At 45.8% G+C, this 13,035-nt stretch carries 13 protein-coding genes; 6 read left to right on the top strand and 7 right to left on the bottom strand.

The genetic code is table 11. From position 1 onward, the window contains the following. Both AC4E7D_RS05250 and AC4E7D_RS05245 read right to left on the bottom strand, forming a co-directional pair. Positions 1-834 (bottom strand): GH3 family acyl-acid amido synthetase (locus AC4E7D_RS05250; RefSeq protein WP_490172761.1); only part of this gene is annotated, 834 nt, incomplete at its 3' end. A 5-nt stretch (positions 835-839) separates the two neighbouring features. After that, on the bottom strand, positions 840-1,709 hold the full coding sequence (locus tag AC4E7D_RS05245) for a M23 family metallopeptidase (RefSeq protein WP_490172760.1): 870 nt from the start codon (positions 1,707-1,709) through the stop codon (positions 840-842). Between the two features lie 182 nt (positions 1,710-1,891). On the opposite strand from AC4E7D_RS05245, the gene tatA reads away from it, so the two are divergent. From tatA to AC4E7D_RS05225, 4 genes are all read left to right on the top strand, one after another. Next, positions 1,892-2,074 (top strand): twin-arginine translocase TatA/TatE family subunit, encoded by a 183-nt coding sequence (gene tatA, locus AC4E7D_RS05240; protein ID WP_490172759.1) that lies wholly within the window; start codon positions 1,892-1,894, stop codon positions 2,072-2,074. 340 nt (positions 2,075-2,414) lie between these two features. After that, entirely contained in the window at positions 2,415-5,219 is a 2,805-nt protein-coding gene (locus tag AC4E7D_RS05235; protein ID WP_490172758.1) for an OmpA family protein, read from the top strand. Positions 5,220-5,381: 162 nt separating this feature from the next. Further along, positions 5,382-5,552 carry a DUF6747 family protein gene (locus AC4E7D_RS05230; protein WP_490172757.1) on the top strand — a complete coding sequence of 57 codons (171 nt, stop codon included), beginning with the start codon at positions 5,382-5,384 and terminating at the stop codon, positions 5,550-5,552. 245 nt (positions 5,553-5,797) lie between these two features. Further along, positions 5,798-5,968, top strand: coding sequence for a DUF6747 family protein (locus AC4E7D_RS05225; protein ID WP_490172756.1), 171 nt, complete (start codon positions 5,798-5,800; stop codon positions 5,966-5,968). Between the two features lie 57 nt (positions 5,969-6,025). Here the strand turns inward: AC4E7D_RS05225 and AC4E7D_RS05220 are convergent, their stop codons facing one another. From AC4E7D_RS05220 to AC4E7D_RS05210, 3 genes are all read right to left on the bottom strand, one after another. Continuing rightward, positions 6,026-7,015 carry a DUF4837 family protein gene (locus tag AC4E7D_RS05220; protein ID WP_490172755.1) on the bottom strand — a complete coding sequence of 330 codons (990 nt, stop codon included), beginning with the start codon at positions 7,013-7,015 and terminating at the stop codon, positions 6,026-6,028. 11 nt (positions 7,016-7,026) lie between these two features. Beyond that, positions 7,027-8,643 (bottom strand): LysM peptidoglycan-binding domain-containing protein, encoded by a 1,617-nt coding sequence (locus tag AC4E7D_RS05215; RefSeq protein WP_490172754.1) that lies wholly within the window; start codon positions 8,641-8,643, stop codon positions 7,027-7,029. 133 nt (positions 8,644-8,776) lie between these two features. Further along, positions 8,777-9,967: a phosphoglycerate kinase gene (locus AC4E7D_RS05210; protein ID WP_490172753.1), complete on the bottom strand. Its 1,191-nt coding sequence runs from the start codon at positions 9,965-9,967 to the stop codon at positions 8,777-8,779. 106 nt (positions 9,968-10,073) lie between these two features. On the opposite strand from AC4E7D_RS05210, the gene AC4E7D_RS05205 reads away from it, so the two are divergent. After that, entirely contained in the window at positions 10,074-11,249 is a 1,176-nt protein-coding gene (locus AC4E7D_RS05205) for a DNA polymerase III subunit (RefSeq protein ID WP_490172752.1), read from the top strand. 34 nt (positions 11,250-11,283) lie between these two features. Then, positions 11,284-11,682, top strand: coding sequence for a DoxX family protein (locus tag AC4E7D_RS05200; protein ID WP_490172751.1), 399 nt, complete (start codon positions 11,284-11,286; stop codon positions 11,680-11,682). Between the two features lie 30 nt (positions 11,683-11,712). Here AC4E7D_RS05200 and AC4E7D_RS05195 read toward each other — a convergent pair whose 3' ends face one another. Both AC4E7D_RS05195 and AC4E7D_RS05190 read right to left on the bottom strand, forming a co-directional pair. Then, positions 11,713-12,219, bottom strand: a complete 507-nt coding sequence (locus AC4E7D_RS05195) for an OmpH/Skp family outer membrane protein (RefSeq protein WP_490172750.1) — start codon at positions 12,217-12,219, stop codon at positions 11,713-11,715. Positions 12,220-12,468: 249 nt separating this feature from the next. Then, positions 12,469-13,035: class I SAM-dependent methyltransferase (locus tag AC4E7D_RS05190; protein ID WP_490172749.1), on the bottom strand; the 567-nt coding region annotated here is incomplete at its 5' end.

The raw sequence follows: 13,035 nt of genomic DNA, 5'->3' as shown, positions 1-13,035 counted from the left end.
AAAAAACCCTTCACTGGCGGGGAAAAGTTCTATACTGTCTACCTTTCGGCCGATAAGGTTTTCAAATTTTGCCCGGTAAGGCTCGTAGTTCACACCGCCATAAATAAACAGCTGAAAATTTTGAAACAACTCCCCCACCTTTTTTCCCGAAGCTTGCTGCAGCTTCTCGAAATACATCTGTACCCAGGATGGTATCCCCGCGATCACCGTCATATTCTCATGCAAAGTTTCCTCAACAATGGTGTTCACCTTGGTTTCCCAATCCTCAATACAGTTGGTCTCCCAGCTGGGCATGCGGTTCTTTTGGAGGTAATTAGGCACAAAGTGCGCTGAAATCCCCGACAAGCGCCCCAACTTGATCCCATTTTTCTCGTCCAGCTCCGGGCTACCCTGCAGGAAGATCATCTTCCCCGTGACAAACGCAGTATTACCTGTTTCGTGGATGTAGCTAAGGATCGCATTGCGAGAAGCCCTGACCTGCTCTTTGATGGAAACTTCGGTAATGGGGATATACTTTGCCCCGGAAGTAGTCCCGGAGGTTTTGGCCAGATAAAGGGGCCTTCCCGGCCATAATATATCAGGTTCTCCTGAAACCACTTTGTCCACGTAGGGTCGCAGGGCCTCATAATCCCGAACGGGTACCCGTTGAACAAAATCAGCATGTGTATGAATTTGTGTAAAACTGTGGTCCTTCCCAAACCGGGTTGCCGAAGCCTTTTTTATAAGTTCACGGAAGACTTTGTCCTGACTTGCCACGGGTTGAGAAGACCAGCGTTTGGTCTGACGGGCCACTATCCTGGCAAAAACCCTTGCTGCAATACCTTTTAACGCCATTGCACTTATTTTAAATCGATGTAATCCGCCGGGTTCACAGGGTTTCCATTGCTCCAGAGTTCAAAATGCAGGTGAGGGCCTGTAGTCAATACCCCGGTATTGCCCACCGATGCAATCACTTCACCTGCCTTTACCAGGTCTCCCTGCCCTTTGCTGAGTGAGCCGTTATGTTTGTATGCAGAAATCAATCCGTCTTTGTGCTCTACGATAATCACGTAGCCCGTTTCCGCCGTCCATTCCGAAAAGATCACGGTGCCGTTGGCCACACACTTCACAGGGGAGCCTTCCGGAGCCACCAGATCCACAGCGTAATGCTTTTTCTCCGGATCGTATTCCTGGGTCAAAGTACCCGAAACCGGGGAAAATAAAACCAGCCTGCCTGGCTCCCGTTCGCTCTCAAAAAGATTGTACTTATCCTCTAAAGCCACGGCTGCCCTTAATAATGAATCTTCGCGGATCGGAGAAAGATCAATGCTGGCCGGATCGAGTTTGAACTGCTCAAAAAGCGAATCCCGGTTAACTTCAGTATTTTCAATATCCCCACGTAGCACCATGCGCACATTATTTAAATACCTATTGGTATAATTTAATACATTCACCAGACTATCTGTCTTGTAGGTAAGTTCCGTTGCCTGTCTTTTTAGGGCCGTGGAAGAATACCCGGGAATATATTCCCGCAAGGGAGTAAAAGCAATAAGCAGGATAGTGAGAGCGGTTAAGACCAATATAAACAGTGATCCGGTAACGAAGACATTAAGCCGACTCAATTTAAAGGAGATCTTCTCTTCAAAAGTGCTTTCGTTAAGTATCACCAAACGATACTTATGCAAAAGTTTCCTTTTTATTTCCTTTCTTTTCTTAACCTTTTTTGCCATAAAACAGCCCCTAAAAATCCATAGTAGCCATATAAGATGGCGGGTGTTATCCGGGGGGTCTAAGATAAAGCATTTCACTTAAAAACGGCCCCCGGCAATTTAAAAGGCATCTTCCCGTTACTATTACTGCAGTTTTTGTTTCTTTTTTCATAAATTTGTTTTCTACTTAATACTAAGAACTTATGTTATCACTGTTTACTTTCCTGGCTATAGGAGCATGGCAAATCGCCGTTATAGTCCTGGTTGTTTTGCTGTTGTTCGGGGGAAAGAAAATCCCGGAATTGATGCGCGGCCTCGGTAGCGGCATCAAAGAATTTAAAGATGCTTCCAAAGAAGATGAGAAATTGGAAGAGAAAAACGAGTAAGACCTATTCTTCCCACATAGAACAGCGTCCCTTGCAGGACGCTTTTTTTGTTTATAAGCACTCCTAATATACTTTTTGGTATATTATAATTGACTGGATCTTCCCCTCTCAAACAAGCTAAAAATTCCATCCCCTTGTATTCTTTTCACCACAAGGCCTCATCGATAAACTACATTATTTCATCGTTCACGACAAAAAGTCGGTAGTTCACAACAAAAAGTATCTGACCTCTTAAAGTTCACGTAATTTCGACGTTAGTTGCATAACAGGGGCAATTGCTGTACAGTTTAGGGAGCAAATTCCTTTGACCTAACCCACTTCCCCGATATAGCGATTTATAATGCACAAACAGTTAAAAATTATTCTTGTCCTTTTCCTCCTGGCAGGGTGCTTTGCCATGCCTGTGCCTTTGCATTCGCATAGTACAACAGAAAGTCCTGACCTCAGCGTTGAGGACGCCCGGTTCAGGTCCGTAGCAAAAGACTATAAGATCTCCCATAGAAGTGTCAGCGGCCTTAAAGGAATAGCCAATGGCTACTATCTCATCGCAGGGGTATTTGGTGAGGCTCAAAATGCCTCCAGGTTGGCACGTTCACTCAAGAGAAAGGGATTGATGGCCAATACACTGGTCAACCCGAGAAACCAGATGCACTATGTATTTGTAGGTCACACCACAAAAGGCCTCGAAGCTCTGCATCACTATCAGAAGAACATCAAGCCGAAATACCAGGATAAAATCTGGATACTTAACGTTCAAAATACTGCCTCTACGCCTGTGACGATCAGGAAAAAACAGGCTCGTGCTATAACCCAGCCCAAAACTCATAGTATTTCCTTCTCCGAAATGGCAAAAGCCAGTAAAATTCCTACCCGCAGCATAGAAAGCAGTCTTGAGATTGCCCCAGGATATTACCTCATCGGAGGTGTTTTTGGTGAGACTACCAACGCGAAGAGGTTCTCTTCAAAGTTGAAAACACGATTTTCTACAGCGGGTCGCCTGCAGCACCCCGAGACCGGGCTCTACCATGTTTACCTGGACCGGTTGCAAGAGGGAGAAGCTGCAATAGCTGCCTATAACAGCCAGTACGAGGGTCGCTATACCGATAAACTTTGGATCCTTGAAGTAATTCCGCCTCCGGCAATTGAAATGGAGGAAGGCGCACAACTCTCTGACGTGTTATCTGAGGAGGCATTGCCTTTGGAAAACAGCTACAACCGGAACAAACAGTTTAGCCTTCCGGTTAATGATAAACTGTTACAGAAGGCCGACCAGTATTTTGACAAAATGTGGTATGCCGAAGCCGCTGAAATTTATGAAAGCGTGCTGGCCAGAGGGGGAACAAACCCGGATTACCGTATCATTCAACGAGCTGCCGATTCCCATTACTTCAATACCAATATGGAGCGTGCTTTCTATTGGTATGATATGCTCTACCGCAATTACAGGAAGGAAATGTCTGCAGATAATCTGTTCAAATATGCACATACTCTGAAGGGAACTGGCAAATATGCCCGTTCCAAACGCCTGATGCGATTATACGAACGCAAAATGCGTAAAGGAAACAATGATGGCCTGGAGGATATGAACAAACCTATCCCCAGCGAAGTCATTCTGGATAATATCCGTAATACAGCCGGGGAGTTTGAAGTCAAGAACATCGGGGTCAATTCTCCCTATTCTGATTTTGCGCCCATGTTTCACGGGGAAGATCAATTGGTTTTCGCTTCGTCCGCAGATTCCGCCTTCTTTAAAACCAGACGGTATAAATGGAACAATCAGCCTTATCTGGACCTCTATGTAGCCAAGATCAACAAAGAAAACCAGGAAGTCAAAAACGCAGCCAAATTCTCCAAAAAGATCAATACCAAATACCATGAGGCCACTGTTGCCTTTTCCCCTGACAACACCACCATGTATTTTACCCGTAATAATTACGGCAAGAAATTAAAGCGCGACAAAAAAGGGGTTAACCACCTGAAAATCTATAAATCCACGAAGGTAAACGGCGAATGGACCGAGGCCCAGGAACTTCCATTTAACAGCGACAATTATTCCACAGGGCACCCTGCCTTAAGTCCGGATGGCAAGCAATTATATTTTGTTTCAGACATGCCAGGCAGCCTGGGGAAAACCGACATTTTCGTCGTGGATGTGCTAGAAGACGGCAGCTTTTCTGAACCCCGTAACCTGGGTCCGGAGATCAACACAGAACGAAGGGAGATGTTCCCCTTTATCACAGCTAAGAAACTGTACTTCTCTTCAGACGGCCATGTTGGCCTGGGGGGTCTTGATGTTTTTGAAGTTCCCTATAACGACGAAGACGGATTCCTTGAGGTCAGAAATGTTGGCCAACCCATCAATAGTAAAGTAGACGACTTTTCCTTCATTGTGGACGAAGCCAGCCAGAAAGGGTTTTTTGCCTCCAATCGACGCGGCGGAAAGGGTGATGACGACATTTATTCCTTCCAAAAGCCGATTCCTGAAGAGGCCAACGAAAATGCTATCGCCGGGGTAATTACGGAGCGTGTAAGCGGTGAGCGCATGCCCGGAGCCCTTGTGGAGTTGTTGGATGAAAACAACAGGAAACTAAAGGAAATGCTCAGTGATGAGGATGGCAGCTTCATTTTCGAGGACCTCGACAGCAATACGAAATACGTTATCCGAACCGTGAAAGATTCCTACGAGGGTCATGAACTGGCCATTAGTACCCTGGAAAATGAACGGGTAGAGACTGCGATTGAGATGGATAAACTCAAACAGCTTATTACGATAGAAGACGGGATACGGAAACTCAAGGTGGATATGATCTACTTTGACTTTGACAAATCATACATCCGCAAGGATGCCGCAGCATCTCTGGATAAACTGGTGGCTACTATGAAGGAATACCCCAGTATGGTGATCAAAATAGAATCCCACACAGACTCCAGGGGCCCCGCCGTCTACAACAAATACCTGTCAGACAAAAGGGCTAAGTCTACGCGGGCCTACCTGATCGAACAGGGTATAGATCCAAAACGTATTCAAAGTGCCATTGGGTACGGGGAAGAGCGTTTGCTGAACGAATGTGACGGCACCGTTAGATGTAGCAGGGAACAGCATCAGCTGAACAGACGTTCAGAATTTATCATAGTGAGCATGTAGCCCCCTTCACCCCACATTTTGGGGGGTAAACTGCTCGTTTGTTGATGGGATTCCTCAGTACACCACGCCGCATGTGGATTTGACAACAAAAGTGGGAGCAGGCACACGCAAAAGATTCATTATCAGTTATATATTATAATCAAGACTATAAAAACACCGCCTATGAAACATTTACTACTCATAAAAGAAATTTACCTCGAAGCCTTCCGTAATCTGGGGCCCTTTGTGGTGAAAAATCTCTTTAAAATCCTTACGTGGTTCTGCCTGATCAGCTTTGTCATTGTGCTCTATGCCTTTATTTTCAGGGTAGCCACAGGATTCGCATTCGATTAACAATCAAACCAACCAAATCTGAAAAACGCTCCTTTAAGGGGCGTTTTTTTATTGTTTTTTCTGAGGTATTTCCTGTTTGTCGATTAAATCGTACTCCTTGTCCATCCCATTTTTTGATTGCAGCCCATTAGAGGAGAGTTTTTGAACCCTTAATACCAATTTATTTGCGGCTTGGCCAATAATTTTTTTTGATACGTATAGTATTCAGAACTTATATAGACGATAAACTAAAACCCCGAAATCCTATGACTACACTTCTACACATTAAAGAAATCTACCTGAATGCCTTCCGGCAGTTCACGAATTACTTTGTACGTAATACCTTAAAGATCCTTGCCTGGTTTGCTTTTGCAATGTTCCTGATCGTATTGTATGCCTTCTGGTTCCGCATATTTTCAGGATTCCCGTTTGATTAAAAACCAATCGGTATTACTTAGTGAGGCGATGACCCGGATTCTTCCGGGCTTTCCCATTTATGCCTTTTTCTTAAAACGGAGGGTCTTGAGAATGGCCTCCAGTTCAAACATATAATCGCGTTTATTCGTGGCAGGCGCAAAAGTGAAGCCTTCCAGGACCAGGATGCGGTGGTTTTCCTCGTCGTTGATGATATAAGTTAAGAACGGCCCGGCCATGGGATAATTCTTTACTTCCCATATGCCCCTGACTTCCGCCGCCTTTTTTCCTGCCACCTCGGCAGAAAACACATAAGGGGCAAAGGCCTTTTCAGTGATCATGTAGGTAGTCTTATTGGGGATATCTGGTCCGGGAATATACTTTTCTCCAATGGAATCCCGCATTCGAACAATGTCCCGCACAAAAGTAGAATCGTTATTAAAGGTATCCGCAGGTAGGGTATAAGCGATGATATTCATGGATCCTTTCTGGATCTGTCGGTCGATCCACACAAAATTATCTTCTTCCTTCCCCAGGACATATATGGAGGGAATGGTAAGTGATATGCCGAATTTTTCCTCCAGCACCTTGTCCTTGCTCAGGGAGCGCTTAAAGCGTTTTTGCGCTTCTTCGATCTCATTTTTCTTGAAGGTAGATATGATCTTTTCCGCCCCTTGTTCCAGGTTGGCCAACAGCTGTTCTTCGGTCTCCCCCTTGATTACCCCTACCTTTTGGGGAGACGCATAAAGGTCTGTTTTTATATGGGCAACGTCGAGGCTGTCCAGGCTTACAAAGAGTACGGACCTTCGATGGCGGGTCATCCCTGTAAACACCTGTTGTGGCATATGTTCTATGGTAAACAGGGGTTCCTCCCAGGTAAGTCCTACCATAGGCGCGGCAAAATATTCACGGACCTTGTCTCCAACCCTGCCTTCCCACAACTGGGGCTCCATGACCACCGCCAGGGAATTGATGGCCCCAACAGATACAGGTTTATACTTCTTCTTGCTCTTTTCCTCACAGCCCAGCAGGCCGGTTAAGATAGCAAGTGCAATAATTAATTTTTTCATTTCTGGTGATTTTACGGGGAACAGGCGCAGAGTTTCAGCTTGGTTCCCGGTCTGATATCGTTCCCGCGAATATCGTTCCATTCTCGTAAATTTTCAATGGAAATTCCCGGGTACTGTTGGGAGATGGTCCATAAGGAGTCCCCTTTTCGTACCATATGGAACTTGGAATCGCTATTTGCAAGTGGTTTGGAAGTGTTTTTATTACTTTTTGATGCGGTTGTGTTTGAGGAGAATGCCGGCTTTCTCGGGTAGATGGTTAATCGTTGCCCTATGCGAAGCTGATCGCTCCTCAGGCCATTCCATCGTTTAATCTGACTGACCCGTACGCCATATCGCTCAGCGATCCTTCCCAAATAGTCCCCACTACGCACCCGATAGCGAATGCGATCTTCTGCCTTTACCAGTTCGGGAAGGGGTTTTTCTCTCTTATTGATCTCAGTTTCGGCCTGCACATAGATTTCCTCCTCGTTCGCAACAAAACGACCCAATGCTTCCACAGGCAGGCGAAGCGTGTAATTTTTTCCTTCGATCCTGGGGATGATATTGAGCTTGTAGGAGGGGTTCAACACCTTTAGTTCTTCGACCGTTACCCCGGACCATTTCGAAATTTGCTCAAAGGTGATCAGGTTCTTCACACTTACCGTATCCGTTTCAAAATAAGGCCTTTCTGCAACTTCGCCCTTTATGCCGTACTCTTCTGCATATTCGAATAAATAATAGGTTGCTATGAAAGCGGGAACATAACCGGCTGTCTCACGGGGAAGATATCTTCTGAGATTCCAGTAATTCTTATATCCACCTGACCTTCTGATGGCTTTGTTTACATTTCCCGGCCCTGAATTGTAGGCGGCCAGTGCCAGGTCCCAGTCGTTAAAAATACTGTGGAGTTTGGATAGGTATGCGCATGCTGCCTCCGTGGATTTAACGGGATCGCTGCGCTCATCAACATAGCTGTTCACATCTAAGCCGTACATCCTTCCGGTCCCGTACATGAATTGCCACAGCCCGGTGGCACCCACCCTGGAACGGGCACGGGGGTTGAGGGCAGATTCTACAATAGACAGGTATTTGATTTCAAGGGGGATGTTATTGCGGTCAAGCGCTTCTTCAAACATGGGAAAATAAAACTGGCTTGCCGTGATCATACGCCCTAACAGGTCCTTCTTTTTCATCAGGAAGGATTTCACTACACTTTCAAGGGAAGGGTTGTAAGAAATGTCGAGCGGAGTTTTATCGTCAAGATGTTTTAATCGCTTTTTGAACACTTCTGTGTCCCATCCTACAGGTTCTGCCCCCGAAAGTTCTTCTTTATGGTCTTCCACCAGCATTTCAGTATACAGGGCATGATTTTTCGCCAGCTCTTCAAGCCACAGGCTGTCATACCTCCTGATGAGATCGTAATCACCATACACCTCGCCGCTGTTGGTCCTGAGCAACTCCCCTTTGATCGCGGACTGCTTTTCAATTGTGGGTTCCCGTTCTGTTTGCTCTCCCGGAAGTTGGGATTTGGAAAGAATCTCCTTGTTGATCCCCTGAGCCATCACCTTTACGGGCTGTATTTCCGAAGGATCTTTGGCATCCTGTGCGCTCGCTATAGCAACTCCCCCAAGAAGGAGCAACACCATCATACATTTTCTAATTACCATCATAAGTCGCTTGTCTTTAGCCGTGGGGACTAACGAAAATCGTATTTTTTTCTGAGAATGGGAAATTTTATTCCAGCTGAGCTGGAAGGTCCCTAACTATATGTATAACGCAGGATTACTCCATTATTGCTGCAATCCCCGGTAAGGTTTTGCCTTCCAGGCTCTCAAGCATCGCCCCGCCTCCTGTAGAAACGTAGCTTACCTTATCCTGGAACCCGAACTGTTTTACTGCGGCGACCGAATCCCCGCCGCCTACGAGGGAAAAAGCACCTTTCTTAGTAGCCTCTTCGATACTATGACCCATGGCTATGGTACCTTTTGCAAATGCTTCCATTTCAAAAACCCCAACCGGTCCGTTCCATAAAATAGTCTTCGAGGCCAGGATCACTTCCCGAAATTGAGCCAGGGTGTCTGGCCCGGCATCCAGTCCCTGCCAGCCCTGGGGGATTTCACCCACGGGGACCACCTGGGTGTTGGCATCGTTGCTGAAGGCGTCTGCGGCAAGCACGTCGGTAGGCAAATGCACCTGTACTCCCTTGGCTTTGGCCTGCTTAAGGATGTTCAGGGCAAGGTTTAGCTTATCATCCTCGCAGATGGAATCCCCTACGGCTCCCCCCTGTGCTTTTATGAAGGTATAGGTCATGCCACCACCGATAATGAGGTGGTCTACCTTGTCCAGAATATTTTCGATAATGGTGATTTTTGAGGATACTTTGGCCCCTCCTAGGATTGCTGTTACTGGTTTTTCTCCAGACCGCATGACCTTATCAATGGCCTCAATTTCCTTGGCCAGCAGGTATCCGAAACACTTTTTTCCGGGGAAAAAGCGGGCTACAATGGTCGTTGAGGCATGGGCGCGATGGGCGGTTCCAAAGGCGTCATTGACATAAACATCTCCCAAAGCAGCCAGTTTTTGGGCAAAGTCCTCATCTCCGTCGGTTTCCTCGTTGTAGTAGCGAAGATTTTCCAAAAGGAGGATTTCGCCAGGTTTTAGACTTTTGGCGGCGGCTTCAGCCTCCTCTCCAATACAGTCTTCCGCAAATTTGACCTCGACCCCAATAATGTCCGAAACAGCATCGCAAATATGGGATAGTGACATCTCCGGTACCCGCTGCCCTTTTGGCCTGCCCAGGTGGCTCATCAAAACAGCGCTCCCGCCGTCTTCCAGCACCTTGATGATGGTGGGTTTGGCAGCTTCGATCCGTGTCGTGTCTGTCACCTGTAACTCCCCGTCAAGCGGTACGTTAAAATCAACCCGTATCAGTGCTTTCTTGCCTTCGAAATTATAGTCGTCAATGGTTCTCATCTTTGTTTGTATTAGAAGAATCAAATGTAAATATTATCTGTTAGGAAGCGGAAGAGTTGCCCAAAAAAATCAGCCCCCGACATTCAAAATACCTTATATTTGAAATATGCTGTTCAGGGAGATTCTGGGATTAAATCACATAAAGGTACACCTCACCCAAAGTGCGGATGCAGGCAGGATCCCCCATGCCCAGATGTTCGTGGGACCAGAAGGTTCCGGCACTTTGATCGCTGCCCTGGCCTATGCCCGCTATTTGCTTTGTGGCAATACAGGGGGTGAAAATACCGGAGGAGAGGATTCCTGCAATCTTAAATGCGAACAACTCTCCCACCCTGATTTACATTTTGCCTTTCCCGTTTCCAATACCGACAAGGTTAAATCCCATGCGGTAAGCGACCATTTTATTGCGGAATGGCGCCAGTTTATAAGGGAACAGCCTTACGGGAATCTCTTTGATTGGTACCAGCTTATCGGGATAGAAAGGAAGCAGGGGCAAATTGGAGTAGATGAAGCCCATGACATTGTTAAAAAACTCTCTCTGAAATCCTATGAAGGAGGCTTTAAGGTAATGCTGATCTGGATGGCCGAAAAAATGAACATTTCGGCCTCGAACAAACTGCTAAAGCTAATCGAAGAACCTCCTGAGAAAACGGTGATCATACTTATCGTAGAAGACGAAGAGCAGCTGATGCAAACCATCAGCTCGCGTTGCCAGGTGCTGCATTTCCCTCCCCTTGCTGAAGACGCGATTGCACAGGCGTTGGAAGAGAAGGGCTTGCTGAGGGAAGAGGCCAGGAAAGTGGCGCATGAAGCAAATGGGAATTTCAATAAGGCCCTCGATCTTATGAACCGGGATTCTGAGGATCTGGTGTTCGAGCGCTGGTTTGTACAATGGGTCCGAAGTGCTTTCAAAGCCAAGGGAAATAAGGGAGCTATACACGAATTGATCCTCTGGAGCGAGGAAATCGCCAAAACAGGCCGTGAAACTCAAAAGAAATTCCTGAAGTATTGCCTTGCGGTAATCCGTCAGGCTATGCTTATTAATTTTCAGCTGCCCGAACTGGCTTACATGAGTCTGCATGAAGCTGGTTTTGACTTAAGGAAATTTGCCCCCTTTGTGCATGAGAATAATGTTGTGGAAATCGCAGAGGAACTGGAGCAGGCTATTTACCACGTGGAACGAAACGGGAATTCAAAAATTATACTTATGGACCTGTCCATTAAACTAACACGCTTGCTCCACAAGAAAGCAGGTCTTACCATGGCGAAATCCCATGTTTAGTTAAGGGTTCAGGGAGTATTTTAAAACCACCGATATGGATGCTATTCTCAACCATCTGACTGAGGCCGTGTTGCTATTATTCCTGGCCATCACTTTTTTACAAAGTGGCCTGGATAAAATTCTTGATTTTAAGGGCAATCTTTCCTGGCTAAATGGCCACTTTTCGAAGACGCTTTTCCGGAACACAGTGCCCCAATTATTGATAGTCCTGTTAATTTTTGAGACCGCTACAGGCGTGCTGAGCCTCGCAGGGCTTGTTGAGCTCTATACTACAGGGGCCGGCCGATTAGCACTTTTGTCGGCCATCCTGGGTAATGTAGCATTGTTAATGCTTTTACTAGGGCAGCGTATCGCCAAGGATTACGATGGGGCTAGGACCATAGTGATCTACCTCATGCCCAGTATCTTTCTGCTGTATCTCCTACAAGCCTGATGCAGTGCCCCTCCAGTAGGGAGTAAGTGCCTATTGTTGATACTTTTCGTTCAGGATCTTGAGGATTTCCTGAGTAAGGTCCTTTGCTTCTTCACCGTAGAGCACACTACCCCCATCCCCTTTTCCAAGGATATAGGAATACCCATTGCCTTTGCCGTAGGCGGCTATCTCTTTACGCACCTTACTGAGAAGACTATCGATCTCGGATTGTCCCTGTGCTTGAAGTTGCTGTTCTTCCTGCTGCAACTGCTGGCCGATAAATTGTCCTCTTTGCTGCAGGTTGGCATACTCTTCCTGGGCCTTCTTCTGGGACATGCCTTGAGATTCTGTCTGAAGTGCCTGGGCTTCTAATTGAAACGCCTGGGAAATACTGTCTCTTTTTTTGGTATAGGCCTGGGACCTTTCCTGGTACCGGGCTTCAATATCTTTTTTCTCCTGATAGTTTTCCAACAACTCACCATTGTCTACAAAACCGATTTTATTCTGCTGGCAGGACACTATGAAGAGGACGATGAACAAAAACGATAATCTTATCATTGTTTATAAAATTGAAGGGCGAAGATAGGAAAAGGAAAACAAAAAGAATTCTGATATGAGCAATGTGAAATTCGTCCTACTCAGAACAATAAGAATCTCCAATTCTTTATATAAGTTATTTCTATGATAGAATTATAGTAGAATTTGAAATATCTATATAGTTTGTGCTGAAAATCTTCGATTTAAAGCCTCTCTTTGGTTTCTGCAGGCAATTATATGCCCAGAGGGATAAAAGTCGTTTAGGCGTCTTTAAATGCTTTTTTCGGGCCTTTTAAGCACATAAACAAGTGAAGAGTGCTCTTTTGTGCGGATTGCATCTATGTTTGAACGGATTCCGTTGAAGATAGCGGATGCCCATCGCATTTTTCTGTGGCGGTATTTTTCGGAGAGCAGGGATATATAAAACGCATCCATATACATCGGACGTATTTTTTCTAATTCAAAACCACTGTTGCCAAATAATGTCAAAACCGATGATTTGGAGAAATGCCACAAATGTCTCGGAACATCATATCCTGCCCAATAGGGGCCATAATGCTGGGCGTCCCAGGATTTATAATTGGGAAGCGCCAAAACAAGAATACCGTTAGGTTTAATTAAAGCTTTAATCTTCACAATGCTCTCCTCCAGGTTTGGAAGGTGTTCTAAAACATGCCAGAGTGTGACCACATCAAAGTCTCCACTTTTCATGTCCCTTAGATCTGCTACTACATCTATTCCCTTTTCCAAGGCTATCTTCCTGGCAGATGGATTAGGTTCTACTCCAGAAACTTTCCAACCTTTTGCCCTTGCAGCCTTTATAAATTCTCCTGTCCC

This window comes from Lentiprolixibacter sp. (assembly GCF_982873095.1).
Note: the sequence above shows the minus strand (reverse complement) of the source record. Positions and strands in the feature narration are given on the sequence as shown.